General features: G+C 66.2%; 28 protein-coding genes. 11 read left to right on the forward strand and 17 right to left on the reverse strand.

Annotated elements, in window-relative coordinates:
- Positions 1-14: 14 nt before the first annotated feature.
- Together rfbB and G6N44_RS11655 are read left to right on the forward strand one after the other, a co-directional pair.
- Entirely contained in the window at positions 15-1010 is a 996-nt protein-coding gene (gene rfbB / locus G6N44_RS11650) for a dTDP-glucose 4,6-dehydratase (protein WP_163664102.1), read from the forward strand.
- On the forward strand, positions 1007-1609 hold the full coding sequence (locus G6N44_RS11655) for a dTDP-4-dehydrorhamnose 3,5-epimerase family protein (RefSeq protein WP_163664104.1): 603 nt from the start codon (positions 1007-1009) through the stop codon (positions 1607-1609). Before rfbB ends, G6N44_RS11655 begins: the two co-directional genes overlap by 4 nt.
- A 33-nt stretch (positions 1610-1642) precedes the next feature.
- On the opposite strand, the gene G6N44_RS11660 is transcribed toward G6N44_RS11655, so the two are convergent.
- Complete coding sequence (locus tag G6N44_RS11660; protein ID WP_163664106.1) at positions 1643-2767, reverse strand: DmpA family aminopeptidase; 1125 nt, start codon at positions 2765-2767, stop codon at positions 1643-1645.
- Positions 2768-2874: 107 nt separating this feature from the next.
- Between G6N44_RS11660 and G6N44_RS11665 the strand changes: the two genes are divergently transcribed.
- Positions 2875-3486 (forward strand): TetR/AcrR family transcriptional regulator, encoded by a 612-nt coding sequence (locus G6N44_RS11665; RefSeq protein ID WP_163664108.1) that lies wholly within the window; start codon positions 2875-2877, stop codon positions 3484-3486.
- Positions 3487-3554: 68 nt separating this feature from the next.
- Here G6N44_RS11665 and G6N44_RS11670 read toward each other — a convergent pair whose 3' ends face one another.
- The 3 genes from G6N44_RS11670 to G6N44_RS11680 are packed head-to-tail and all read right to left on the reverse strand — an operon-like array spanning position 3555 to position 5892.
- On the reverse strand, positions 3555-4313 hold the full coding sequence (locus tag G6N44_RS11670) for an Rv2686c family ABC transporter permease subunit (protein WP_163664110.1): 759 nt from the start codon (positions 4311-4313) through the stop codon (positions 3555-3557).
- Positions 4310-5023 (reverse strand): fluoroquinolone export ABC transporter permease subunit, encoded by a 714-nt coding sequence (locus tag G6N44_RS11675; protein ID WP_163664112.1) that lies wholly within the window; start codon positions 5021-5023, stop codon positions 4310-4312. Before G6N44_RS11675 ends, G6N44_RS11670 begins: the two co-directional genes overlap by 4 nt.
- A complete protein-coding gene (locus G6N44_RS11680; protein WP_163664115.1) occupies positions 5020-5892 on the reverse strand; it encodes an ABC transporter ATP-binding protein in 873 nt (290 codons plus the stop codon). Before G6N44_RS11680 ends, G6N44_RS11675 begins: the two co-directional genes overlap by 4 nt.
- A 185-nt stretch (positions 5893-6077) precedes the next feature.
- Here G6N44_RS11680 and G6N44_RS11685 point away from each other — a divergent pair, with 185 nt between their 5' ends.
- The 4 genes from G6N44_RS11685 to mmsB all read left to right on the forward strand — a co-directional run bounded on the left by G6N44_RS11685 (position 6078) and on the right by mmsB (position 10210).
- On the forward strand, positions 6078-6494 hold the full coding sequence (locus G6N44_RS11685) for a GbsR/MarR family transcriptional regulator (RefSeq protein ID WP_163669854.1): 417 nt from the start codon (positions 6078-6080) through the stop codon (positions 6492-6494).
- Between the two features lie 144 nt (positions 6495-6638).
- Entirely contained in the window at positions 6639-8159 is a 1521-nt protein-coding gene (locus G6N44_RS11690) for a CoA-acylating methylmalonate-semialdehyde dehydrogenase (protein WP_163664117.1), read from the forward strand.
- A 14-nt stretch (positions 8160-8173) separates the two neighbouring features.
- Entirely contained in the window at positions 8174-9328 is a 1155-nt protein-coding gene (locus tag G6N44_RS11695; RefSeq protein WP_163664119.1) for an isobutyryl-CoA dehydrogenase, read from the forward strand.
- Positions 9329-9337: 9 nt separating this feature from the next.
- On the forward strand, positions 9338-10210 hold the full coding sequence (mmsB, locus tag G6N44_RS11700) for a 3-hydroxyisobutyrate dehydrogenase (protein WP_170309392.1): 873 nt from the start codon (positions 9338-9340) through the stop codon (positions 10208-10210).
- Positions 10211-10291: 81 nt separating this feature from the next.
- On the opposite strand, the gene G6N44_RS11705 is transcribed toward mmsB, so the two are convergent.
- A complete protein-coding gene (locus G6N44_RS11705) occupies positions 10292-11089 on the reverse strand; it encodes an HAD family hydrolase (RefSeq protein ID WP_163664123.1) in 798 nt (265 codons plus the stop codon).
- A 115-nt stretch (positions 11090-11204) separates the two neighbouring features.
- Here G6N44_RS11705 and G6N44_RS11710 point away from each other — a divergent pair, with 115 nt between their 5' ends.
- Complete coding sequence (locus G6N44_RS11710) at positions 11205-11867, forward strand: response regulator (RefSeq protein ID WP_163664125.1); 663 nt, start codon at positions 11205-11207, stop codon at positions 11865-11867.
- 50 nt (positions 11868-11917) lie between these two features.
- Positions 11918-13096: a GAF domain-containing sensor histidine kinase gene (locus G6N44_RS11715; RefSeq protein WP_163669855.1), complete on the forward strand. Its 1179-nt coding sequence runs from the start codon at positions 11918-11920 to the stop codon at positions 13094-13096.
- A 12-nt stretch (positions 13097-13108) separates the two neighbouring features.
- Here the strand turns inward: G6N44_RS11715 and G6N44_RS11720 are convergent, their stop codons facing one another.
- Complete coding sequence (locus G6N44_RS11720; protein WP_163664127.1) at positions 13109-13690, reverse strand: TetR/AcrR family transcriptional regulator; 582 nt, start codon at positions 13688-13690, stop codon at positions 13109-13111.
- Positions 13691-13776: 86 nt separating this feature from the next.
- Between G6N44_RS11720 and G6N44_RS11725 the strand changes: the two genes are divergently transcribed.
- The gene (locus tag G6N44_RS11725; protein ID WP_163664129.1) at positions 13777-14160 is read left to right on the forward strand and encodes a nitroreductase family deazaflavin-dependent oxidoreductase; all 384 of its coding nucleotides are present in this window, start codon (positions 13777-13779) and stop codon (positions 14158-14160) included.
- Here the strand turns inward: G6N44_RS11725 and G6N44_RS11730 are convergent.
- From G6N44_RS11730 to G6N44_RS11755, 6 genes are read right to left on the reverse strand one after another with little or no spacing between them, the layout of a single operon-like run.
- On the reverse strand, positions 14157-14594 hold the full coding sequence (locus tag G6N44_RS11730) for a hypothetical protein (protein ID WP_163664131.1): 438 nt from the start codon (positions 14592-14594) through the stop codon (positions 14157-14159). The two genes, G6N44_RS11725 and G6N44_RS11730, sit on opposite strands and share 4 nt — an antisense overlap.
- 56 nt (positions 14595-14650) lie before the next feature.
- The gene (locus G6N44_RS11735) at positions 14651-15154 is read right to left on the reverse strand and encodes a MarR family winged helix-turn-helix transcriptional regulator (RefSeq protein ID WP_163664133.1); all 504 of its coding nucleotides are present in this window, start codon (positions 15152-15154) and stop codon (positions 14651-14653) included.
- Between the two features lie 56 nt (positions 15155-15210).
- Positions 15211-16242 (reverse strand): pyridoxal phosphate-dependent aminotransferase, encoded by a 1032-nt coding sequence (locus tag G6N44_RS11740; protein WP_163664135.1) that lies wholly within the window; start codon positions 16240-16242, stop codon positions 15211-15213.
- Complete coding sequence (locus G6N44_RS11745; RefSeq protein ID WP_163664137.1) at positions 16242-17279, reverse strand: 3-oxoacyl-ACP synthase III family protein; 1038 nt, start codon at positions 17277-17279, stop codon at positions 16242-16244. Before G6N44_RS11745 ends, G6N44_RS11740 begins: the two co-directional genes overlap by 1 nt.
- Before the next feature lie 9 nt (positions 17280-17288).
- The gene (locus tag G6N44_RS11750; protein WP_163664139.1) at positions 17289-17969 is read right to left on the reverse strand and encodes an SRPBCC family protein; all 681 of its coding nucleotides are present in this window, start codon (positions 17967-17969) and stop codon (positions 17289-17291) included.
- Complete coding sequence (locus tag G6N44_RS11755; protein ID WP_163664141.1) at positions 17950-19701, reverse strand: thiamine pyrophosphate-binding protein; 1752 nt, start codon at positions 19699-19701, stop codon at positions 17950-17952. Before G6N44_RS11755 ends, G6N44_RS11750 begins: the two co-directional genes overlap by 20 nt.
- Positions 19702-19900: 199 nt before the next feature.
- Between G6N44_RS11755 and G6N44_RS11760 the strand changes: the two genes are divergently transcribed.
- A complete protein-coding gene (locus tag G6N44_RS11760) occupies positions 19901-20569 on the forward strand; it encodes a class I SAM-dependent methyltransferase (protein ID WP_163669856.1) in 669 nt (222 codons plus the stop codon).
- Between the two features lie 11 nt (positions 20570-20580).
- On the opposite strand, the gene G6N44_RS11765 is transcribed toward G6N44_RS11760, so the two are convergent.
- The 5 genes from G6N44_RS11765 to secY all read right to left on the reverse strand — a co-directional run bounded on the left by G6N44_RS11765 (position 20581) and on the right by secY (position 24615).
- Positions 20581-21315, reverse strand: a complete 735-nt coding sequence (locus G6N44_RS11765; protein WP_163664143.1) for a zf-HC2 domain-containing protein — start codon at positions 21313-21315, stop codon at positions 20581-20583.
- Positions 21312-21839: a sigma-70 family RNA polymerase sigma factor gene (locus tag G6N44_RS11770; RefSeq protein ID WP_163664145.1), complete on the reverse strand. Its 528-nt coding sequence runs from the start codon at positions 21837-21839 to the stop codon at positions 21312-21314. The genes G6N44_RS11765 and G6N44_RS11770 overlap by 4 nt, the downstream gene beginning before the upstream one ends.
- A gap of 114 nt (positions 21840-21953) precedes the next feature.
- Entirely contained in the window at positions 21954-22751 is a 798-nt protein-coding gene (gene map, locus G6N44_RS11775) for a type I methionyl aminopeptidase (RefSeq protein WP_163664147.1), read from the reverse strand.
- Positions 22748-23293: an adenylate kinase gene (locus G6N44_RS11780; protein WP_163664149.1), complete on the reverse strand. Its 546-nt coding sequence runs from the start codon at positions 23291-23293 to the stop codon at positions 22748-22750. The genes map and G6N44_RS11780 overlap by 4 nt, the downstream gene beginning before the upstream one ends.
- Positions 23290-24615: a preprotein translocase subunit SecY gene (secY, locus tag G6N44_RS11785; RefSeq protein WP_163664151.1), complete on the reverse strand. Its 1326-nt coding sequence runs from the start codon at positions 24613-24615 to the stop codon at positions 23290-23292. The genes G6N44_RS11780 and secY overlap by 4 nt, the downstream gene beginning before the upstream one ends.

Raw genomic sequence — 24615 nt, forward strand, 5'->3', positions numbered from 1 at the left:
TTAGGGTTGGCGCCATGCGGTTACTGGTCACCGGCGGCGCCGGGTTCATCGGGGCGAATTTCGTGCGCCTCGCGGTCGGCGAGGCACTGACCACCTCGGTGACGGTGCTCGACGCGATGACCTACGCGGGTAGCCGCGAATCGCTGGTACCGGTAGCCGATCAGATCCGCGTGGTGCAGGGCGATGTCGCCGACGCCACGCTGGTGGATCAGCTTGTCGGCGAGGCCGACGCCGTCGTCCACTTCGCGGCCGAGACCCACGTCGACAACTCGGTGGCGAATCCGCAACCGTTCCTGCACAGCAATGTCATCGGTACGTTCACGATCCTGGAAGCGGTCCGCACACACGGGGTCCGGTTGCATCACATCTCCACCGACGAGGTGTACGGCGACCTCGAGCTCGACAGCCCGGTCCGGTTCACCGAGGGCACGCCCTACAACCCCTCGAGCCCGTACTCGTCCACCAAGGCCGCCGCCGATCTGCTGGTACGGGCCTGGGTGCGGTCCTACGGTGTGCGCGCGACGATCTCGAACTGCTCCAACAACTACGGCCCGTATCAACATGTGGAGAAGTTCATTCCGCGCCAGATCACCAATGTGCTGACCGGCCGGCGCCCCAAGCTCTACGGCACCGGCGCCAACGTCCGCGACTGGATCCACGTCGACGACCACAACCGTGCGGTGTGGGAGATCCTCACCAATGGGCGCGCCGGGCGGACGTACCTGATCGGTGCCGAATGCGAGCGCGACAACCTCACGGTGATGCGCACCCTGCTGCGACTGATGGGGCGCGATTCCGACGACTTCGACCATGTCACCGACCGGGCCGGACATGACCTGCGCTACGCCATCGACCCGTCGGCCCTGCACGACGAACTGGGCTGGGCGCCCAAGCACACCGATTTCGACGAGGGGCTCGCCGCCACGATCGAGTGGTACCGGGAGAACGAATCATGGTGGGGCCCTTTGAAAGACACGGTGGAAACCAGCTACTCGGAGCGCGGCCAGTGACCGCGCGGGAGCTGGCGATTCCGGGCGCCTGGGAGATCACCCCCAGGCTGCACGGCGACGCGCGCGGGCTGTTCTTCGAATGGTTCACCGACTCCGGGTTCGCCGAGATGACCGGACACCACTTCGACTTGCGGCAGGCCAACTGCTCGGTGTCGGCCGCGGGCGTGCTGCGCGGCGTACATTTCGCTCAGCTGCCCCCCAGCCAGGCCAAGTACGTGACCTGCGTGCGTGGTGCCGTGCTCGACGTGGTGGTCGACATCCGGGTGGGGTCCCCGACCTACGGACAGTGGGACTCGGTACTGCTCGACGAACACAGTCGCCGTTCGATCTACCTGTCCGAGGGCCTCGGCCACGCCTTCCTGTCGATCGACGACGGCTCGACGGTGATGTACCTGTGTTCGGCGCCGTACAGCCCGGAGCGCGAGCACACCATCCTGGCCACCGAGCTGGGGATCGACTGGCCGGTCAGCGAGCCGGTGCTGTCCGAGCGCGACGCGGCCGCCCCGACGCTGGAGCAGGTGCGCGCCGCCGGACTCCTGCCGACGTGGGACGCAACCCGCACCTTCGTGGATGAGTTGCGCGTCCGCGTCGTCGGCTGAAGGACCACCCGGGCTGACGCGCGACGGATCGGATCAGTGACCTTCCATCAGCAGCGCAGCGTGCAGCAGGTTGTGGTCGAGGGCATGGGCGGTCAGTCCGTCCCGGCCGATCATGGTCTCGGCGGCGACCAGCGCGTTGACGATGGCCTCCTCGGTGGCTTCGATCGCCAGGTCGAACAGCCGGGTCATCAGTTGCGGCGCCACCATGCGCACCCCGATCTCGGGCCGGTTGGCATCGGGGTTCTCATCCGGTCCGTACGGCGGAATTCCCCGGTTCCCGGTGGAGAAGGCCAGCATCATGTCGCCGCTGTACTGCTCACCGGTTCCGCCCACCCGGCCGACGGCCAGGGCGGACCGTTGGGCGAGCCGGGTGCATTGATGCGGCAGCAGCGGCGCGTCGGTGGCGACGACGACGATGATCGAGCCGGCTCCGGCCGGATAGAGCATCGGCAGATCAGGCGTCGGCACCAGTTCGGGGCCCACCATCTCGCCGACGGGCACGCCGTTGACCCGAAGACGTTCCCGCCGGCCTTGATTGGCCTGCACCAGCACGCCGACGGTGTACTGCCCCGCCACGGTGTCGGTCACCCGCGAGGCGGTGCCGATGCCGCCCTTGAAGCCGTGGCAGATCATGCCGGTCCCGCCACCGACATTGCCCTCGCTGACCGGCCCGTCCGTGGCATCGTCGAGTGCGGCGAACACATGCTCGGCCTGGACGTGGTAGCCGTTGCTGTCGTTGAGCAATCCGTCGTAGGTCTCCCCGACCACCGGCAGAGACCAGTACAACCCATCGCCGCGGGCCTGCACCTGCGCCTTGACCAGTGCATCGCGAACGACACCGACGCTGTGGGTATTGGTCAGCCCGATAGGAGTGGTGAGCTCGCCGGATTCACGGATCCATTCCAGGCCGGTGAGCTCGCTGTTGCCATTGAGTCGGTGCGCGCCGGCGAATACCGGCTCGTTGAAGATCCCCGGGTGCGGAACCACGACCGTGACGCCGGTGTTCACCGGGTTGGGGCCGGACCGCTGGATCGTATGGTGCCCGACGGACACACCGGCCACGTCGGTGATGGCGTTCTTCGGACCGGTCGGGTGTTCACCGATGACGACGCCGATGTCGCGGGCGCGGGCGCGGGGCCGTGAGGAGCACTCGGGCATGCATCCCCCGGAAGATGGTGACGATATTATTTTCAAGATTGGAAAATAATGACCGCAGACGCCGCTCGATGCAACCGAACCGGCGAAAACCGGTAAGGATGTGACCCGTGGGACGGCCGAATCGACAAGCTCAGCGACGCGAGGAGATCCTCGACGCTGCGATCACACTGGTCGAACGCAGGGATCTGACCGGCCTGCGGATCGCGGATGTGGCCGCTGAGCTCAAGCTGACCCCCAATGCGGTGCGCTATTACTTCCGGGAGATGGATCATCTGCTGTCGGCGCTGGCGCAGCGCTCCGACCGCAAGTTCGTCGACGACCGACTCGCCGTGGTGCAGCGCACCGAGGATCCGCGCGATCAGATCGCGTTCATGATCGCCGCCGGACTGCCGTCCGGACCGGAGGACGCCGAGTGGCGGGCGATCTGGCGGGCGGTACTGGCGGCCGGGTTCGTGCTCGATCAACGACCCGATGTCCAGCACATCTACCACCGGCAGGTTGACCTCTACATCCAGATACTTGAGTCCGGCTCGGCCGCAGGATCTTTCACGCTGACATCGGCTGCACGTGATATCGCCATGACCCTGATGGCGATGGAGGACTATCTCGGATACCGCATCGTGGCACGAGATCCCGACCTCGACCGGGCCACCGCGCTGCGGCTGATGCGGGGCTATGCCGAACTCGCGACGGGGGCGCAGCTTCCGGTGACGGTGTGACCATCCGCCGCGGTCGGCACAGTGGGAGCGTTTTGCTCGCACCAGGGAAATCGGCTGCGCGGGTCCGGTCAGCTGTTCCTGGCGAGGAAGCGACGGAACAACGGCCAGGCAATCGCGAGGTTGTATGCCACTCCGCCAACGAGATACGGCCACCAGGCGCCATGCGCGCAGGCGACCCAGAACGCCTTGGCCGCCCAGTACGGCGGCAGCACTCCGAAGGCCAGGTTCCACGGCGAGTCGATGAACCAGGGCAGGCACGGCAGCCCCGCGATCAGCATGCCCAGCGCGCGCAGCATCGCAATACCCTGAATCTTGTTGCTCGCCATGGTGACAATGAGGAGCAACGTCACCACGGCCGACAATCCGGAGACCAACCCGATCGGGATGAGCGCCCCGGTCAGCCCCGGCTCCAGGATGCCGCTGAACGACAGCGTCGTGATCACGTAGATCGTCGTGACCACCATGACCGTGCCCGCGCGATACCCGAAGAACGTCACCATCGGGACCGGCGTCACCCGCAGTGCGGTCATCGTGCCGGCGTCGACCTCGTCGAGCATCAGGAACGCGCCCAGGCCCCCGGCGATGATGATGCTCGTCAACAGGAGAAACGCGGTGAGCACCAGCGGGTAGTACGGCACGAGGTCGAATTCGTAACGTTGCGCCAGCATCTCGGTGATCGTGGGCGTCAGGATCGCCACAAGCGAAGTCCAGATCACGGGTGCGAGCACCACCATGACCAGCAACGGATCTCGGTAGGTGCCACGAATATCGTTGCGGCCGAAGGTAGCCAGGGCCCTACCGGTGGCAGAACTCAATACGGCCGTCACAGCACACCCGACCTCTCGACGATGTGTCGGCCGAACAGCACCCGGGCGGCCCGCCATAGGAAGACCAGCGACAGCACGGGATAGAGCACCGAATAGAGCAGCTGCCAGTTCGTCAAGGCCACCTGGTCGAACGCCGCGCCAAGGAGCAACAACGGCCCCTGGGTGGGCACGATGTACAGCACCGGGTTCGGCCAGAGCCCCGAGTAGTAGATCAGTGGCGGCACCAGCATCACCGCAAGCGGGATGGTGGCGGCCAGAAACCAGTCGGTGACCGAGGCGAACGGCAGCGACGTGATGAACCCGACCAACAGCATCAGCAGCGTTCCGAGCGCAACCCCCAGAACCAGCGGCACCGGATGGTGGCCGAGGCCATCGGCGATGGTCGATATCACGATCGCCACGAACAGCGAGATGGCCAGCAGCACAGAGAGTTTGGCGGTCAGATATTCCCAGAACCGCAGCGGGGTGGAGATGATGGCGCTGAGCGTGCGCTCCTGCTTTTCGAAGAACACCGAGCCGCCGATGAAGAAGAACCCGATGATCGCGATGTCACCGACGAGGACGTAGGGTTCGGCCACCGGGCGCAGGTCGCGCGGCATCGGCAGCAGCACCGCCAACCAGATGAGGCCGGAGAAGACACCCGCGCGCAGGAACTTCTGCCGGTTCGCGACGGTCAGTTCCAGCCGGATCGCGGTGAGCAACCGGGTCATGACAGCCGCCGCCCGGTGAGCTCGACGAAGACGTCATTGAGGCTGGCTTCGCGACTGTGGATCGTCTCGACGTGGTGATTACGCAGAATCGCATGGAATTCCGGATCCTCGGCCAGGCCGTCCATCCCGTACTCCGCGGTGGCGAGCCCGCCCGGAGTGCGGTACTGCAACCGCACACGGCGTTGACTACGGGCGATCTTGAGTTCGGCCGGGGTATCGAGCGCGACGATGGCACCGTCGACGACGAAAGCCACCCGGTCGCACAACTCGTCGGCGGTGGACATGTCGTGTGTGGTGAGGAAGATCGTGCGACCCCGCGCCTTGAGGTCCAGGATGATGTCCTTGACCTTGCGGGCGGTGACAGGATCGAGCCCTGAGGTGGGCTCGTCGAGGAACAGCAGCTCCGGGTTGTTGATCAGCGACCGCGCGAACGTCAGTCGCATCTGCATTCCCTTGGAGTACTGGGCAACTCGAGTGTCGGCGGCGTCAGCCAGACCGACCGACTCCAGTAGCTCCATCGGGTCGGCCGTCGGGCCGTCGTACAGCGAACCGAAGAACCGGAGGTTCTCCAGTCCGGTGAGCTTGTGATAGTGGTTGGGCAGTTCGAAGGACACGCCCACGCGTTGGTAGTAGTCCGGCCCCCAGTCCACGGGGTCGCGGCCCCATACCGTGGCCTGGCCGCCGTGCCCGCGCAGCAGGCCGATGAGCAGCTTCTGAGTGGTGGATTTCCCGGCACCGCTGGGCCCGAGGAAACCGAAGATCTCTCCGGGCGCGACGCTGAAGTCCATGCCACGCACGGCCGGTTCGATCGTCTTGGGGTAGGTGAAAGTCAAACCCCGAACGTCGATGACATCGGCCGTTGTGCTCATCAGTGCCCTTCCGTGCAGACGAAAATCATTTCTCCGACCAGGCTTCCCGGAACACCGGCAACGACTATACTAAACTTTCAGAAATTATTGAAGGTTATTCCCGGCGAGAGGGATTCGCGGTGCCGAAGTCCGCAGCTTTACAACACGGAGCCGAGCAGTTGGCCCTGGTGCTCAGCAGTCACGGCATGCAGAAGATGACCGCGCGCGTGCTGGCCACCCTGCTGTTCAGCGATCAGCCCAGCGTCACGATGGCCGATCTGGCCGAGACCCTGCAGGCCAGCGCCGGATCGATCTCGGGCTCGCTCAAGATGCTCACGTCCGTCGGCCTCGCCGAGCGGGTCCCCGCCCCGACGAGCCGACGCGACCACTTCCGGTTACGTGACGACGCCTGGGCGGTTCTGTTCACCAGCCAGAACGAGACGATCGCGGCCATGCAGGCGGCCGCCGACACCGGCATCGCGGACACCGGCGGCAACGGCCCGGCCCACCACCGCCTGACCCAGATGCGCGACTTCTACGCGTTCCTGATGGCCGAGATCCCCACCCTGCTGGATCGCTGGCAGCAACAGAAGAGCCAGGGCAGCAGCCCGACCCGCCGGTAGACGGCGGATTCGCAAAGAAAGACCAAGCGCGAAAAAGGTCACTACCGAACCCCCTTGCCAAAGCCTCCGGCCAATTACTAGGATATGCAAGTATCTCGGGCGCTTCCGGGTCCTCACCACGCGCATATCTCTTGGATGGATGTCATGACCACACAAATTCAGCACTACATCGACGGCCGGCGCACCAACGCCGGATCGACCCGCACAGCCGACGTGCTCTACCCCAGCACCGGTGAGGTACAGGCGCAGGTAGTGCTGGCCTCGGCCGCCGATGTCGATGCCGCGGTCGCCTCGGCCGTCAAAGCCCAGAAGGAATGGGCCGCCTGGAACCCCCAGCGCCGCTCCCGCGTCCTGATGAAGTTCATCGAGCTGGTCAACGCCAATGCCGATGAGCTCGCCGAGTTGCTCTCCAAGGAGCACGGCAAGACCGTCCCCGACTCACTCGGCGACATCCAGCGCGGCATCGAGGTCATCGAGTTCGCCGTCGGCATCCCGCACCTGATGAAGGGCGAGTTCACCGAGGGCGCGGGCACCGGCATCGACGTCTACTCGATCCGTCAGCCACTGGGTGTGGTCGCCGGCATCACCCCGTTCAACTTCCCGGCGATGATCCCGCTGTGGAAGGCCGGCCCGGCACTCGCGTGCGGTAACGCCCTGATCCTCAAGCCTTCCGAGCGGGATCCCTCGGTTCCGCTGCGGCTGGCCGAGCTGTTCACCGAGGCCGGCCTGCCGCCGGGCGTACTGCAGGTGGTGCAGGGCGACAAGGAAGCCGTCGACGCCATCATCGAGCACCCTGACATCAAGGCCATCGGCTTCGTCGGATCCTCGGACATCGCGCAGTACATCTATTCCGGTGCGGCCGCCCACGGTAAGCGCGCCCAGTGCTTCGGTGGCGCCAAGAACCACATGGTGGTTCTGCCCGATGCCGATCTCGATCAGGCCGTCGACGCGTTGATCGGCGCCGGCTACGGCAGTGCCGGCGAACGCTGCATGGCGATCAGTGTCGCCGTGCCGGTGGGCGAAGAGACAGCGAACCGGTTGCGCAACAAGCTGGTCGAGCGGATCAACCAGCTGCGGGTCGGGCACAGCCTGGACCCCAAGGCCGACTACGGCCCACTGGTCACCGGCGCCGCCCTCGAGCGGGTCCGCGACTACATCGGCCAGGGTGTCGAGTCCGGCGCCGAGCTGGTGGTCGACGGTCGCGAGCGGGCGAGCGACGATCTGGCCTTCGGCGATCACGATCTGTCCAAGGGCTACTTCATCGGCCCCACCCTGTTCGACAACGTCACCACCGACATGTCGATCTACACCGACGAGATCTTCGGACCGGTGCTGTGCATCGTGCGTGCGCACGACTACGAGGAAGCCCTGCGGCTGCCGTCGGAGCACGAGTACGGCAACGGCGTGGCGGTGTTCACCCGCGACGGCGACGCTGCCCGCGACTTCGTCTCGCGGGTGCAGGTCGGCATGGTGGGCGTCAACGTGCCGATCCCGGTTCCGGTGTCCTACCACAGCTTCGGTGGCTGGAAGCGTTCCGGTTTCGGCGATCTGAACCAGTACGGGACCGCGTCGATCCAGTTCTACACCAAGGTCAAGACCGTGACCGAGCGCTGGCCGTCGGGCATCAAGGATGGCGCCGAGTTCGTCATCCCGACCTTCAAGTAGGGACGTTCACCACCATGTTCGAGATGGATGACGACGAACGCGTGATCGCCGACACGGCGGCTGCGTTCGCCGAAAAGCGCATCGCTCCATACGCGTTGGAGTGGGACGAGAAGCACCACTTCCCCACCGATGTGTTGCGCGAGGCTGCCGAACTCGGCATGGGCGCGATCTACTGCGGTGAGGACGCCGGCGGTAGCGGGCTGCGCCGACTGGACGCGGTACGCATCTTCGAGCAGCTCGCGGCCGCCGACCCCACGCTGGCGGCATTCCTGTCCATCCACAACATGTGTGCGTGGATGGTGGACAGCTTCGGCACCGAGGAGCAGCGCAAGACCTGGGTGCCGAAGCTGGCCTCGATGGAGGCCATCGCCAGCTACTGCCTGACCGAACCGGGCGCCGGTTCGGACGCGGCAGCACTGCGGACCCGGGCCGTTCGTGACGGCGATCATTACGTCCTCGACGGGGTCAAGCAGTTCATCTCCGGCGCGGGCAGTTCGGATATGTACGTCGTGATGGCCCGCACCGGCGCCGACGGCCCGAAGGGCATCTCGGCCTTCGTCGTCGAGAAGGACACGCCCGGGCTGAGTTTCGGTGCACAGGAGCAGAAGATGGGCTGGAACGCCCAGCCCACCGCACAGGTGATCTTCGAAGGGGTGCGTGTCCCGGCCGACGCCCTACTCGGCGGCACCGAGGGCACCGGGTTCGGGATCGCGATGAACGGCCTCAACGGCGGGCGCATCAATATCGCTGCCTGTTCACTGGGCGGAGCTCAGGCCGCCTACGCCAAGACGTTGGGCTATCTGGCCGACCGTCAGGCCTTCGGTGGCGCCCTGATCGACGAGCCCACCATCCGATTCACCCTGGCCGATATGGCCACCGGTTTGGAGACGTCACGAATCATGTTGTGGCGGGCGGCCTCCGCCCTTGACGCGGATCACCCCGACAAGGTGACACTGTGTGCGATGGCCAAGCGGTATGTCACCGACACGTGTTTCGAGGTGGCCGATCAGGCGCTGCAGTTGCACGGCGGCTACGGCTATCTGACCGAGTACGGTCTGGAGAAAATCGTCCGGGATCTGCGGGTGCACCGCATCCTTGAGGGAACCAACGAAATCATGCGTGTGGTGATCGGACGCTCCGAATCAGCACGCGCCCGCAACTCTGCATAGGAGATGTACGTGAGCACGATCGCGTTCTTGGGTCTTGGACACATGGGCGGGCCGATGGCCGCGAATCTGGTCAAGGCCGGGCACACCGTACGCGGTTTCGACCCGGTGCCGGCCGCGCAGGAAGCGGCAAAGACCAACGGCATCAACGTGTTCGATACCGGCGCCGAGGCGGTCACCGGCGCCGACGTGGTGATCACCATGCTGCCCAACGGCGCATTGGTGAAGAGCTGCTACGCCGAGGTGCTGCCCGCAGCCACCGACGGGGCCCTGTTCATCGACAGCTCGACGATCTCGGTCGACGATGCGCGTGAGGTGCACAAGATCGCGCTCGAGCACGGCTTCTCCCAGCTCGACGCCCCGGTGTCCGGTGGGGTCAAGGGCGCGGTGGCCGGCACGCTGGCCTTCATGGTCGGCGGCTCCGATGATGCGGTCGATGCGGCCCGCGTAGTGCTGGAACCCATGGCGGGCAAGATCATTCACTGCGGTGCCGCGGGCGCGGGCCAGGCCGCCAAGGTGTGCAACAACATGGTGCTGGCCGTGCAGCAGATCGCCGTCGGTGAGGCATTCGTGCTGGCCGAGCATCTCGGCCTGGACAAGCAGGCACTGTTCGACGTGATCACCGGCGCGACCGGAAACTGCTGGGCCGTTCACACGAATTGCCCGGTGCCCGGCCCGGTTCCGACCTCTCCGGCGAACAACGATTTCAAGCCGGGGTTCGCCACCGCGCTGATGAACAAGGATCTCGGGCTGGCGATGGCCGCGGTGGAATCCACCGGTTCGTCGGCCCCGCTAGGCACACACGCGGCCGAGATCTACGCAAAGTTCGCGGCCTCCAACGCCGACAAGGACTTCAGCGCCGTGATCGAGACGCTCCGGAGCTGACGGGCTCACATTCGTAACTCCGGTGGCGCCGGAATTCGAGTTGCGCCGCCACCGGGTCACGAACGCGGCATGACAGATGACCTACGCGGCCGACGGGCTGCGCTGCATCCACCACTGGGTGTGCAGGCGCTGACATACCGGCAGACGCAGCGCGTCGGCACCGGCGAAGTCGGGGCGTACCGCGACCGCACCGGGTGACACTGCACCGGCGTCGGGGTCGATCAACACGCCGGCCATTCCGGCTGCGTTGGCGGCGCGCAGACCCTTGGCCGAGCCCACCATGGCCAATGCGTCGTGGCCCGCCACGCCAAGCTCGGCCAAGGCATGCCGGTACAGGTCGGCACCGGCGGCACTCACGTCATCGGTGGTGACGACGGTTTCCACCAGACCGTCCCCGACCAGCTGGCGCACCAGCGGTTCGGCCCAGCGCCGACGGCCGGCCGCGACCACCCCGACCGGCAGCCCGGCCAGGAATGCGTCGTTCATCAGATCCTCCAGACCCGACCGCGGCGTCAGGCCGGCGTCGAGGATCATCTCGTCGAACATCAGGTCCTTGGTCATGCAGATCTCGTCGGCAAGCACAGCGGTCAGCACATCGCAGTCCGGCCCGACACACCGCTTGCGCAGCTCGGCGGTGACCCGCTGGTGCTCGTCGTGCAGCGCGAGAAGCTGCTGATAACGCGCAACACCCCATTCGATGGGCAGACCGTGCGCGGCGAAGGCGGCGTTGAAGACGACCCGATGACCGTCGACGTCCAGATCCGACAACGCATCGAGGTCCAGGATTACCGCACGCAGCGGATGGGCACTCGTTTCAGGCTGCGAACAGTCCCACCAGAACCGTCCGGCCCGCCATGACTTCTCTTGTGTTGACGACACCCCATGACAGTGGCCCACGTCACAGGCGTTGCGCGTCCCCCGTACGGGGGATTGGGCGAGTTGATGTTCGTCTGCTCCCACCCTCGGCACCCGGTACCACCTCTAGGGTGATGCCATGGCGCCCTCCAATCCAGTGCGCCTTGTGCTGGTCGACGACCATGAAATGGTCATCGAGGGTCTCAAGGCCATGCTTGCTGCGTTCAACGACCGGGTCGAGGTGGTCGGGCAGGCCGTCGGCGCCGAGCGGGCGTTGGGCGTCATCGAGACGCTGGACCCCGACATCGTGTTGTGCGACGTCCGCATGGCGGGTTCCAGCGGACTGGATCTGTGCCGGGTACTGCGTGAGCGCGATCCGGACCGCAAGGTGGTCATGCTGTCGGTCTACGACGATGAGCAATACCTGTTCCAGGCGCTGCGAGTGGGCGCGTCCGGGTATCTGCTCAAGAGCATCAGCAGTGACGAGCTGGTCCGTCAGATCGAATTCGCCCACAGCGGACAGACCGCGATCGATCCGGGGATGGCGGCCCGGGCGGCGGGTACCGCCGCCCGCCTGCAACGCGACGAGTTCTGGCCCGGGGTGCGGCAGGGGCTGACCCAGCGCGAGAGCGAAATCCTGTCCTTCGTGGTCGCGGGCCTGTCCAACCGCGGGATCGCCAACAAGCTGGTGATCGGCGAGGAAACCGTGAAGACCCACCTGCGCTCCATCTACCGCAAGCTCGGGGTGAGCGACCGGGCGGGGGCGGTGGCCACTGCACTGCGGGAGGGGATCTACCAGTGAGTGCCAAGCCAGAGAAAGCCGGACGCGACGTGGCTTCCGAACCGGGCCCCATCGAGCTGACCGCCGAGGGGGAACTGGCGCTGCTGCGCGAGCTCATCAGGGCCGCATCGAGTGGTCCGGGGGTGGAGCCGCTGGCCGCTGCGGCGGCCCGGATGATCACTGCGTCGACCGCCACCGATGTGTGCTTCGTGCACGTGCTCGACGATTCCGAGCGGGCCCTGACACTGGCCGGGGCCACGCCACCGTTCGACGCCGAGATCGGCAAGATCCGGCTGCCACTCGGACAGGGCATCTCGGGTTGGGTGGCCAGCCATCGTCAGCCCGTGGTGATCAGCCACGACAAGGAGTCCGATCCCCGCTACATGCCCTTCGAATCGCTGCGCGGACGTGACTTCACCTCGATGGTGTCGGTCCCGATGGAGACCGGGCCGGGCGGGCTGGTCGGAGTGCTCAACGTGCACACCGTCGACCGCCGTGAGTTCACACCGCGCGACGTGGAGTTGCTGTTGGTGATCGGCCGGCTCATCGCCGGCGCGTTGCACCAGGCCCGGCTGCACCGCCAGCTGGTGGCGCGCGAGCGCGCACACGAGAATTTCGTCGAGCAGGTGATCGAGGCGCAGGAGCTCGAGCGGCGTCGGCTGGCCGGCGACATTCACGACGGCATCTCGCAGCGGCTGGTGACGCTGTCGTACCGGCTCGACGCCGCGGCGCGGGCGGTCGATCAGGAGACGGTGGCCGAACAGCTGGCGGCGGCACGTGAGCTGGTTGCGCTGACGCTGCAGGAGGCCAGGGCTGCGATCAGCGGGCTACGCCCTCCGGTGCTCGACGATCTCGGCCTGTCGGGCGGGCTGGCCAGCCTGGCCCGCTCGATCCCGCGGATCCCGATCGACGTCGACCTGGCCGAGACGCGAGTGCCCGACCACATCGAGCTGGCGCTGTACCGCATCGCCCAGGAATGCCTGCAGAACGTGGTCAAACACGCCGAGGCGGACCGGGCGCGGCTCACCTTCTCGGTCGGCGAAGGAGTGGCCCGGCTCGAAATCGTCGATGACGGAAAGGGATTCGATACCTTCGAGCATCCGTTGGGCGGTGACGAGATGGGCGGTTACGGGCTGTTGTCCATGGCCGAGCGGGCCGAGATCGTCGGCGGCCGGTTGCATATCCGGTCGAGACCGGGTGCGGGTACCACGGTGACCGCGTCGATCCCGCTGCCTTCTGTGATCGAGTAGGAGATCGAGTCCTCAGCTTTCCACCAGGTGCGCCCGGACGGCGGGCACCGCACGGGCGATCAGCTCCTCGGTCGATTGCGATGCGATCGGCTCGATTCGCAGGATGTGGCGTAGATAGGCGATCCCCAGTAGTTGCCCCATGGCCAGGTCCACCCGCAGTTCGGCGTCGGCACCACCCAAGGCCGTGGCGATCTGCGGATAGAGCCGTTGCTCGATGAACTGACGAACCAGGCTCGCCGATTCCTCATGGGTGGCCGCGCCGCGCAGGATCGCCAACAGGGGCGAGCGGGTGTCGGGTTGCTCCCAGAACTCGAAGAAGGCCGCGGTGAGGCGTTCGGCCAGGTCGGCGGTGCCGTCGTCGAGGAGCAGTCGGCTGAACTGTTCGGGATCGAACGGCCAGCCGACGGTGGTCCGAAACAGGTCGGCCTTGCTGCCGAAATAGTGCCGGATCAGGGCCGGGTCCACCCGCGCCGCCGCCGCGATGTCGCGCAGTGAGGTCTTGTCGTAGCCGCCCTCGGCGAACATCCGCCTGGCGGTGGCCACCAGCTCGTCGCGGGTTCCGGGCTGTCCCGGTCGACGTCCACGTGGCGGCATAGTTCCGAAATTCTACAGTCGTTGACTTCTTTCCGAGGCCGGGATTACGCTCGAGATCATTAATTCCACAAACGAGGAGTTATCCGATGCCCGCTCCGCGATGGGTCGCACACGCCAACAAGATCAGCCTGAACAAGCTCACCCGCTTCATCGCCCCATGGGCACCGGGATGGGCGGTTGTCATCCACCGGGGACGCAAGTCGGGTCGGACCTTCCGCACACCGCTGTGGGCGTTCCGGCGGCAGCACGGCTACGTCATCGCGTTGACCTACGGCCCACAGGCCGACTGGGTGCGCAATGTACTGGCCGCCGGCGGATGCGAATTGGAAGCGCGACGCCATACCTACCGTCTGGTCGCGCCCGAGGTATACCGCGACGAAGAGGCCACGGACATGCCCGCGTTCATCCGCTTCATGCTGCGCCGGGTGATCAAGGCTCCCGAGTTCCTCAGCCTCCGTTTTGCGGATTAGCCGCCGAGTTTCCCGGCAAGTTCAGGGCACTCGTATTTCAACGCCACGTTCACGATCGTCATGAGCGCGTCGGGTGGGAGCTTGCTGCCCATCTTGGTCAGCACGTCGACGACATCCTGCTTGGTCTTGTTGAAGCTGCCGCCGGCCATGATGCAGGCCATCATCAGCTGAACCCCGATGGCATTGTCGGCGCCCTGGATGCCGGCGGCGCGGACCTCGGCGAACGCTTGCGGCGGCAACCCCGCCGAACCGCGCGGCGATCCGGCGGGTGGTTTGGGGCTCCTTGTCGGAATCCGGTTGGGCGCCTTGGACGTCGTCGTGAACGGCGTGACGTCATCGGGGGCGGTGGCCACCCCGGTGGTCGTGGTGCTGCAGGCCGCCGTCAACACGACAGCGACGGCGCCGAGCGCCGCACCCACCCGTTTGGCATTCATCGACACTCCCCTCAACTGGGTTCGAGGGTAGGCGGGTTTGACCGCGGAAACCGGTCTCAGAAATCACCGGAGTGTCGGCGCAGGGTCTCGATCGATGCCACCAGAGCCTGGGACTGCTCCTCCGACATCCCGACGTCGGCGAACACCTGCTCGTTCAGGGTCACTGTGGCGTCCTCGACCGTCGAGCGTCCGAGCTTCGTGATCTGCACCAGCGTGGTGCGCCCGTCGGTGGGATGGGGGATGCGCTCCACCAGCCCACTGGCTTCCAGTCGCCGGATGGCGTGCGTGACGCTGGTGACATGCACCTGGAGGCGATCGGAGGCCTTCGTGATCGGCAGTGCACCGGCCCGGCTGAAAGCCAACAGGCGCAACAGTTCGAACCGCGAGAAGCTCAGATCGTAGGGTCGCAGCGCGGACTCCACCCGGGCCAGCAGAATCTGGTGGGCCCGCATCACCGACGTCACCGCGACCATGCCGCCGGCCACGTCACCCCAACCGGCGGACTCCCAGTTCGCGCGGGCCTGCGCGATGGGGTCACGTTTGTCCGGTGGCGAGGGCACGCCTCTTCTTACCGCATCAGCGCGCACCCCCGTGAATTCTGCGCGCAATCTGCGGTTCAGCCCGCCGCCGTCACCGCACTCAAGACTGCCCGGGTGGATTGACGCGATCCGATGGTGATCCGCACCCCGCCGTCGGCGTAGTAGCGGAGCTGAAGGCCGGTGCCGTCGAACACCTCCGGCCACGGCGAGGACCCGGCGGGAAGGTAGAGGAAGTTGGCCTGCCCGTCCGTGCTGTAGACACCCAGCGCCCGCAACCGCATCTGCAGGTAGCGCCGCTCCGCTGCGATCATCCGAATACGTTGGCGCAGTTGACTTTCAGCATCATAGGAGGCCGCCACGGCCACCTGGGCACTGAGCCCGACTCCGAACGGCAGCTGCATCCGCCACAGCTGACCGCCCAGATCTGGGGCGCAGAACCCATAGCCGATCCGCAGTCCGGCCAGGCCGTAGGCCTTCGAAAAGGTGCGCACCACCACGACATTGCCGAACCGGGCCACCAGGCGCGGCCCGTCGATACGCTGCTCGGCGGCCAGGAACTCCACGTACGCCTCGTCGAGGAGTACGACGGTGTCCTCGGGTAACCGGGTCAGGAACCGCTCGATCTCGATGGCCGGTTCGATGGTGCCCGTCGGGTTGTGCGGCCGGCAGACCGCGACAACCCTCGCGGTCTTCGCGGCCTCGGCCATCGCGTCGAGATCGTGCCTGCCGTGTTCGTCGAGCGCAACGGTGACCGTCCGCAACCGTGCCATCTGCGCGAAGATCGGATACCCGTCGAACGTGGGGTCCGCCGTCACCATGGTGTCGCCGGGACTGGTGACGGCATGGAGCACCTGCATGATGACCCCGGTGGCGCCGGCACCGACGATCACCTGCCCCTCGGCCACCCCGTCGTGATCGGCGATCAGCGAACGCAACCGCTGGGGCAGGAATTCCGGGTACCGGTTGGCAGCCTCATCGCACGCCCGCAATGCCGAACGCACCGCGGGCAGTGGCGGAAAGGGGCATTCGTTGAGCGACAACGCCAACGGGTTGACCGCCTGCGGAAGCGCACCGACGGCGTCGGGCAGAGCCGTTCGGGGAGCCACCATCACACGTTCCCCGAGTCGCCGCGGCCACCCCACCGCACCGCGGCGGCCCCGGCGAAATCACCGGCGTGGGCGAAGGCGGCCATCAGCACGGTATCGCCGGCCTTCACCCGCCCGTCGGTGACGGCCCGGTCGAAATTGACCGGAATACCTGCGGCGAACAGGTTTCCACAGTCCTCAAAGGTGTCGACGTGACGTTCGGGAGGCAACTCCAGGGCCTCGCGCCAGTTCCGCAGGAAAACCCGGTTGGGCTGATTGGTCACGAACAGGTCGATGTCCTTGGGCTGCACACCGATCCGGTCGCAGACCGCATAGGACACCTCGGGAACCTGTCGGTTGCCCCGGGCCAGCACCTTGGTGATCTTGCTCTCGGTGAACCCGATGCTGGCCTCCCCTGTGCGGGCCTGCCACCATTTGGCCGGCGGGTCGATTGCCAGGGTCATATCACCCGCATACTCGCCGTAGGTGCGGCATTCGATGTCCAGGATGGGCGAGGAGTCCGACAGCGTCACCAGCGCGACCGCCGCACCGTCACCGGGGACCGCGGCCTGGGCTTTGCGCCGGACGGTCGGCTGGTCGAAGACCGTACCCGCGGCATTCTGGGCGATCGCGATCACCGCGGTCCGGCCCTCCCCCGCGCTCAACAGAGTGCGAGCCACCTTGAGCCCGAGCACGAATGCCGCACACCCGCCGTTGTGCAGGTCGATCACCCAGTTGGGTTTCATCCCCAGCCGGTGGGCCATGCCGCCACCGCCGCCGTAGAACGGCATATCCGGCAGTTGAGTGTGGGTGATCAACACGTCGGCCCCGGTGATGACGTCGCAACCGTGCCGCTCGATCAACCCTGCGGCGGCCCGCTCGACCATGTCGATCGCGGTTTCCTCGGGCGCCACGTGATGACGGAACCGCGGCGCCCGGAACATCACGTTCTCGGCGAGCTCGTCGGTTTCGGCGAACCCGGCGTAGTAGTCGGCGGTGATCGGGTCACCGGGCAGATAGGTCGACAAGTCGACGAGGCTGACGGGTAGCTGCTCAGTCATGGCCGGGCCTCACTTCATCCAGGCCGGGGTGACCGACAGGCCGTTGCGGTGCCGGTACTCGGCGATTGCCTTGAGGTTTCGCAATTCCAGGAGGTGGCCAGGACCGAACATGTCCCAGAAGTCCCCCACCCAGACCGGTCGCGCCGGGGGTGCGGTCTCCGGGTAGGGGTTCTCGTCGTAGAACGGATGGTGGCAATTCGTCCACAGCACAACCGATCCCGGCTTGTCCAGGACCACCTGTGCGTCGACGATCCGCATCAGGTAGACCATCCACAGGTGCTTGCCCTGGTCCCAGGCGCAGTGGTAGTCCACGGTGAGCGCGTCGCGGTTGGCCACGGTGCGGGTGTAGATCTCGCTGCCCGGCCCCGACGGGCCGGCGCCGAGCCGGTCATGGGCCAGCCACAGCCCGGGCTCCTCGGTCTGGGTGAAACCGCGCAGGCTGTAGGTCCATTCCTCGAGGCAGCGGGTGTCGGAAAGGTAGTCGAACAACTCGTCGGGTGGGCACTCGATGTAGTCGTTGACAGTGCAGTACTGACCGAACACCTGGTCGTGCGGGTAGACCGACCGCATCATGTCCATGATGATCGGGGTGGCCTGCTCCCTGGGCGAGGTCTCGATCCGGATGAGTCCGTCCATCGGGGCACGGGTACCCCGATGGACCGTGATGTCTTCAAGCGCGGGCAGTGACATGGGACCTGTTCTCCTCTGTATCGGAAGGGACGCTGTCTGTGGTGGTGAGAAATGCTGCGAACGGGGGTATTTCGTCGGCCGAACATTCGATGCTGAGCACCGACGGTCCGTCGTTGTCCAGGGCCATGCCCAGCGCCCGGGGCAGTTGCCGGACATCGGCGACGTCATAGGCTGGCAGGCCGGGAAACATCGCGGCCAGTCCGGCGCCCAGCCGGCTCGGGCCGAACCTGTTGTAGGAGTAGCGGTCCTCGTAGAACAGCTGCTCACGGGTGACGCACATGGCGTGCGCGTGATTGTCGAACAGTACGAAGGTGATCGGCAGCCGGTACTGCAGCGCAGTGTGAATCTCCATGCCGTGCATGAAGAATGAGCCGTCACCGGCGATCACCACCGTGCGTCGGCCAGAGCCGGACGCAGCCCGGTGAAACGCCATGCCTATCCCCGCACCGAAGCTGTAGCCCATGCCGCCCATTCCCAGCGCCACCATGAAGCGGCCGTCACGCCGGGCGGGCAGGTAGTGGATCGCCGAGGCCCCCACATTGCCGGCATCGACGACGATGTCGGTTCCGTCGGTCAACACCGCGTCGAGCGCGGACATCGCATCGCGGTACCGGATACCCGGCCCGTGATGGTCCGGTGGCCGCAGTTGGGTGCGCGGCAGGTGATCGGGCACCCGAACCCGGGGCGGACGGCCCGGCCCGGACAATGCGCGGGCCAGCTGCGTCAACGATTCCCGCAGGTCACCCGAGTGGACGTGAGTGCACGACGGATAGGGCACCTGAGCGCCGATCGAATAGGTCGCCACCGTGCCCAGCACGCCGTCGAGACCGGCCCGGGCGGTCACCGTCATGCGGGTTCCCACCAACAGACACAATGCGCTCTGGCCTGCGACGACGGGGACCCCGGGATGCCCCATCACACCGGTGACCCCCAGTGCGGAGGACGAGCCGAGTCCCGGAGTGCCGGCCACGTCTTTGGCATCGGGCACCGTGGCCACCCGCGCGCGCAAGGTGGCTCGAAGCCGCTCCAGTTCGGCGCGAGCGTCGTCGCGGGCCACCTGCTCACCGGCGATGATCGTGATCGGCCCGTCGGCCCGCCGCAACGCCCGCTCCAGCACCTGAGGATCGCCGAAGCCTACGCCCGCCCCGGCCCTGCGGACGGTCCCGTTCACTCGCCCGTTGACCGATCCTGCGGCCGCGGCATGCACCTCGGCCTGCTGAACATCCTTGGGCAGCAACAGGACCGCGGGTCCGCCAGTTCGGGCGGCCGCCAGCGCCTCGGGCAGCGCGGTGAGGATGTCTTCGGGTTTCAACACCCTGCGGCAGTACACCGAGACCGCCGAGAAAAGGGCATGCGCGTCCAGGCTCCCGTTGTCGCCGCTGGTGTCCTGGAAGGCGCCGCGGCCGTCGAGCGTCATCGGTGCCTGGCCGATCAGTGCCAGCACCGGAACCCGGCTGGCCAGGGACTCCCCCAGGCCGGGCACGGTGTTCAGGCAGCCGCCGCCGGAGGTCGCCGCCACCACGCCGATCCCCGCGCCGCTGCGGCTGTAGCCGTCGGCCATTGTGGCAGCGGAGAATTCGTGCTTGGCCAGCACTGCGGTGATGTCGTCACAAAAGTAGGCCGCGTCATAGAGATCCTCGATGTTGGCGCCGTCCACGCCGAAGATGTGCGAGATCCCATGCGCGGCCAGATAGCCGACGATGTGGTCCACCACCCGGTGCGCCTTGACCATGTGTCACCTACTTCCGTGCTCTGCCAGTGACACGACGCGTGGACGACGGTGGTTCACCTTCGCAACCGATTCGTGCAACCTCACCGCCGAAGCGCAGGAAATGCCCAGGCACGATCAAGATCAACCCGAACTGGGCATAGTGGAGGCAGAGGTCGTCCTCACCGACGATCTCGGGGACCCCGTGATCGGAGGGCATCAGATGACACAGCCGGGTATCGACTGGGACGACGCATATCGGCAGGAAAGCCCGCCGCCGTGGAGCATCGGTGCCCCACAGCCCGAGTTCGTCCGACTCATCGAGCAGGGCAAGGTGCACGGGGAGGTCCTCGACTCCGGGTGTGGCCATGCCGCACTCTCGTTGGCACTGGCGGAGCGGGGGTACACCGTTGTCGGGCTGGATGCCAGCCCGACGGCAATCGCAGCGGCGTCCGCCGGCGCGGTCGAACGTGGCTTGACCACAGTGAGTTTCGCGCAGGCCGACATGACCACCTTCACCGGTTACGACGGCAGGTTCGACACCGTGCTCGACAGTGGCCTTCTACACGCGCTGCCGATCGACGGACGCCAGGCCTACTTGGAGGCCATCCACCGGGCATCGGCGCCGGAGGCGCGTCTGTACATCCTGGCGTTTGCGACAAGGCCGTTCGGGGATGGCGCTCCCGGCCCCAACGGCTTCACCGCCGACGAGCTGCACGACACCGTCGCCACCCGGTGGACCGTGGATGAGGTACGCCCGGCCAAGCTGTACGGCAACGACAGTCCCGCGGCCAGAGCCGCCGGGCCGGCCTCAGTGCCCGGCGTCGAGCGCGACGGTGCCGGCCACATCGTGATGTCCGGCTTCCTGCTGAGCGCCCACAAGGGTGACTGAGCCCGCGGTCCTCACAGCTGCTTTTCCAGCAGCACCTTGCCCTCGGGCGAGGTAACCAGTTGCACCGTAGCGATATCCGACATCGGCATCTGGGTGTTGCCGCTCGGCAGCGCGGTGGCGCCGGACAACCCGAGCCACGTCGCGATCTCGTCGCGGCTGCCGTCCCGGCCGACCACCACCATGCCGAGGTTCTGCGGGGGCGCATCCTGCTTGCCCCAGCTCCCGTAACTGCAGGCCATGTCGATGCGGGTACCCCAGGCGTAACTGGTCATCGCGATGCTGGCGTTGATGGGTGTATCCGAGACCTTGCTCATCGCCATCATCTGCGCGCTCTGCTGCTCGGAGCCACTGTGTAGGCCGAACACCTCGGGACGAACGCCGACCACCACCCCCAGCGCCAGCAGCGCAGCGGCCATGCCCACCGCGGCCGTGGTCACCCACCGCGACCGGCGCCGACCCGAGCTGACCTTGGCCAGCACGGACTGCAGCACCTCGGGTCGCAGCGGCGGATCGGGCTGTTCGGTTTCGAGGGCAAGTACGTCGTCGAGCTCGAGCATCGCCAGCAGCGCGGGCATGCCGGTCAGCTCGGACACCGCCGAACGGCATTGCGCACAACCCTCCAGATGCGCCTCGTACTCGCGTCGCTCGCTGCTTTCCAGCGAACCGAGCACATAGGCCGCATCCCAGGCCCGGTACTTGTCGAGTTCCACCGGATCAGGAGTGTGGGGCCCACCGAACTGCGTCATCGTGTCACCCCCATTTCTTGCAAGTTCAGTCTCAGTGCGCGTACCGCGTAGTGCAGCCGTGATTTCACGGTGCCCTCGGGTATCTGCAGGTCGTCGGCGATCCGCCCGGTGGTCCAGCCCTGGTAGTACGCCCGGCGGACCACCGCCCGGTGTTCGTCGGAGAGTTGGCTCAGTGCCGTGGTCAGTAGGATTCGATCCAACGCGTTGTCCACTTGGTCGGGAGTGGCGGCAGCCTTGGAATGCTCTGCCACCTGTTCGGGGTCGGACACCCCGGTTTCGTTCCGAAAACGGGCACTCCGACGTTCATCAATGATCATGTTTCGCGCCACCGTAAACAACCATGCCCGTGCCGAACGTTCGGTGTCGGCGGTGACTTCGGGGTGACGCCACGCACGTAGCAACGTTTCCTGCACCACGTCTTCGGCCCGGGCCCGGTCACCCGTGAGCCGCAGGGCGTAGCGCCACAGCGCGGCGGCATGCTCGTCGTAGAGCACCCGCATCATGGCGGCCTCCGGATCATCCACTTCCCACCTCCGTCTGTGATACGGCGTTGGAGGCGATCCGGTTCAATTACTACCTTTGCGCGCGGACTGACGCCAGCGACGGCGCGCGATTCGAATAGTGATTGCTGGCGTTAATTACTGCGTGAGGATTCGGGGCCCGTCCTCGGTGACGGCGACGGTGTGCTCCCAGTGCGCCGCACGGGTTCCGTCGGCGGTGACGACGGTCCACTCGTCGTCGAGAATCTTGGTCGCGGTGGTGCCCAGGGTCAGCATGGGTTCGATCGCCAGTACCGAGCCCGGCTCCAGGTACGGACCGCGACCGGGCGAGCCCTCGTTGGGCAGGAACGGGTCCATGTGCATCTGGCGGCCGATACCGTGGCCGCCGTAGCCGTCGACGATGCCGTACTTGCGGTCGTGGCGGGCCTCGGCGGCGTGGGTCTCGACCTCGATCGCGTGTGAGACGTCGGTGAGCCGATTTCCGGGCAGCATCGCGGCGATGCCGGCCTCCATGGCCGATTTGGTTGCCGCAGAAAGGGCTTCATCGGCGGCGATCAGCGTGCCGACCCCGAAGGTGACGGCCGAGTCGCCGTGCCATCCGTCGACGATCGCTCCGCAGTCGATGGACACCAGGTCGCCGGCGGCCAGCACTTCGCCGGCCGCGGGAATGCCATGCACCACACGGTCATTGACCGACGCGCAGATGCTGGCCGGGAATCCGTGGTAGCCGAGGAATGACGGGGTACCGCCACCGTCACGGATGACGGCTTCGGCGATCTGATCCAACTCCAAGGTGGACACGCCAGGGGCGGCGGCTACGCGCACCGCACGCAGCGCCGAGGCGACGAGCGCCCCGGCCACGGCCATCGCGTCCAGCTCTCCGGCGCTGCGCTGCGAAACGACCTTGCGCTTGCGCAACCCCGGCAATCTGATCACTTACCCAGTGCCTGCAATGCGCGGGCGAACACCTCGTCGAGGGCGCCCACCGCATCCACGGTCTTCACGTCGTCGCGGTAGTACTCCAGCAGCGGCTCGGTCTCCTCGCGGTAGACCTTCATGCGGTTGCGGATGACCTCGTCGGTGTCGTCGGCGCGGCCACGGCCCTTGAGCCGGGTCAGCAGCTCGTCCTCGGACACCTGGAACTCCACCACCGCATCGAGCTGGGTGTTGCGGGCGGCAAGCATGTCCTTGAGCGCACCGGCCTGCTCGACCGAGCGCGGGTACCCGTCCAGGATGAAACCAGCAGCCGCATCCGCCTGGTCGATACGGTCCTCGACCAGACGGTTCGTCAGCTCGGCGGGCACCAGGTCGCCGGCGTCCAGGTAGCCCTTGGCCTCCAGTCCGAGCGGGGTGCCCTCACCGATGTTCTTGCGGAACAGGTCCCCGGTGGAGATTTGCGGGATGCCGAGCTTCTCGGACAGCTTCTCTGCCTGCGTCCCTTTGCCCGCACCGGGAGGTCCGAGTAGAACGATTCTCACTTCAGGAACCCTTCGTAGTTACGTTGCATGAGCTGGCTCTCGATCTGTTTGACGGTGTCCAAACCGACACCGATCATGATGAGAACGGCCACGCCGCCAAATGGCAGATTCTGTAGTGTGGCCCCACTGCCCATCTGCAGGAAGACGTTCGGCATCACCGCGATCACACCGAGGTAGATCGACCCCGGCAGGGTGATGCGGCTGAGCACGTACCGGAGATAATCGGCGGTCGGTTTACCGGGGCGGATGCCCGGGATGAACCCGCCGAACTTCTTCATCTCGTCGGCACGCTCGTCGGGATTGAACGTGATCGACACGTAGAAGTACGTGAAGAAAATGATCAAACCGAAATAGATGGCGATGTAGACGGCATCGGCCGGGTTGGTCAGGTGTTCGGCCACGAAGGTGTCCCACCAGCCGGTGCCCGGGTTGGAGCTGCCGCTCCGGATCAGCTGGGTGATCAGCATCGGGATGTACATCAGCGATGACGCGAAGATCACCGGGATGACGCCGGCCTGGTTGACCTTCAGTGGCAGGTAGGTCGACGTGCCGCCGTACATCTTGCGGCCCACCATGCGCTTGGCGTACTGGACCGGAATACGGCGTTGGCCCTGCTCGACGAATGTGACGCCGATCAGGATCAGCAGCGCAGCACCGCAGACCAGGGTGAACACCAATCCACCGCGGGACTCCAGAATCATCTGGCCCTCGGAGGGGATGCGGGCAGCGATACCCGCGAAGATCAGCAGCGACATACCGTTGCCGATACCGCGCTCGGTGACCAGCTCACCCATCCACATCACGAGTGCTGCGCCCGCGGTCATCACCAGCACGAGAACGATCAGGCCGAAGATCGAGGTGTCCTGGATGACGTCCAGGCTGCAGCCCTGCATCAAGCCGCCGTTGGCGGCCAACGCCACGATGCTGGTGGCCTGCAGGATGGCCAGGGCGATCGACAGATAACGCGTGTACTGCGTCATCTTGGCCTGACCTGCCTGGCCTTCCTTCTGCAGCTGCTCGAAACGCGGGATCACCACGACCAACAGCTGCACGATGATGCTGGCGGTGATGTAGGGCATGACACCCACCGCGAACACGCTCAATTGCAGTAGTGCACCACCGGAGAACAAGTTGATCAGCGAGTAGACCTGCGCCGAATCGCCACCGCTGACCTGCTCGATGCATTTCTGCACATTTGGATAGTTGACGCCCGGGGACGGGATCGTTGCGCCGACCCGATACAAGATCACCATTGCGAGAGTGAACAGAATCTTGCGTCTGAGGTCGGCCGTCCGCAGCGATGAGATGAAAGCCGAAAGCAC

It is taken from the genome of Mycolicibacterium alvei (genome assembly GCF_010727325.1).
GTDB lineage: Bacteria > Actinomycetota > Actinomycetes > Mycobacteriales > Mycobacteriaceae > Mycobacterium > Mycobacterium alvei.

Excerpts from the sequence above, each read along its gene's own strand:
- G6N44_RS11695 (WP_163664119.1), top strand. The coding sequence starts at position 8,174 with ATGTTCGAGATGGATGACGACGAACGCGTGATCGCCGACACGGCGGCT.
- G6N44_RS11675 (WP_163664112.1), bottom strand. The coding sequence starts at position 5,023 with ATGACCCGGTTGCTCACCGCGATCCGGCTGGAACTGACCGTCGCGAAC.
- G6N44_RS11760 (WP_163669856.1), top strand. The coding sequence starts at position 19,901 with ATGACACAGCCGGGTATCGACTGGGACGACGCATATCGGCAGGAAAGC.
- rfbB (WP_163664102.1), top strand. The coding sequence starts at position 15 with ATGCGGTTACTGGTCACCGGCGGCGCCGGGTTCATCGGGGCGAATTTC.
- G6N44_RS11680 (WP_163664115.1), bottom strand. The coding sequence starts at position 5,892 with ATGAGCACAACGGCCGATGTCATCGACGTTCGGGGTTTGACTTTCACC.
- G6N44_RS11740 (WP_163664135.1), bottom strand. The coding sequence starts at position 16,242 with ATGGTGGCTCCCCGAACGGCTCTGCCCGACGCCGTCGGTGCGCTTCCG.
- G6N44_RS11690 (WP_163664117.1), top strand. The coding sequence starts at position 6,639 with ATGACCACACAAATTCAGCACTACATCGACGGCCGGCGCACCAACGCC.
- G6N44_RS11750 (WP_163664139.1), bottom strand. The coding sequence starts at position 17,969 with ATGTCACTGCCCGCGCTTGAAGACATCACGGTCCATCGGGGTACCCGT.
- G6N44_RS11725 (WP_163664129.1), top strand. The coding sequence starts at position 13,777 with ATGCCCGCTCCGCGATGGGTCGCACACGCCAACAAGATCAGCCTGAAC.
- G6N44_RS11710 (WP_163664125.1), top strand. The coding sequence starts at position 11,205 with ATGGCGCCCTCCAATCCAGTGCGCCTTGTGCTGGTCGACGACCATGAA.
- G6N44_RS11745 (WP_163664137.1), bottom strand. The coding sequence starts at position 17,279 with ATGACTGAGCAGCTACCCGTCAGCCTCGTCGACTTGTCGACCTATCTG.
- G6N44_RS11755 (WP_163664141.1), bottom strand. The coding sequence starts at position 19,701 with ATGGTCAAGGCGCACCGGGTGGTGGACCACATCGTCGGCTATCTGGCC.
- G6N44_RS11765 (WP_163664143.1), bottom strand. The coding sequence starts at position 21,315 with ATGACGCAGTTCGGTGGGCCCCACACTCCTGATCCGGTGGAACTCGAC.
- G6N44_RS11720 (WP_163664127.1), bottom strand. The coding sequence starts at position 13,690 with ATGCCGCCACGTGGACGTCGACCGGGACAGCCCGGAACCCGCGACGAG.
- G6N44_RS11685 (WP_163669854.1), top strand. The coding sequence starts at position 6,078 with ATGCAGAAGATGACCGCGCGCGTGCTGGCCACCCTGCTGTTCAGCGAT.
- G6N44_RS11660 (WP_163664106.1), bottom strand. The coding sequence starts at position 2,767 with ATGCCCGAGTGCTCCTCACGGCCCCGCGCCCGCGCCCGCGACATCGGC.
- G6N44_RS11730 (WP_163664131.1), bottom strand. The coding sequence starts at position 14,594 with ATGAATGCCAAACGGGTGGGTGCGGCGCTCGGCGCCGTCGCTGTCGTG.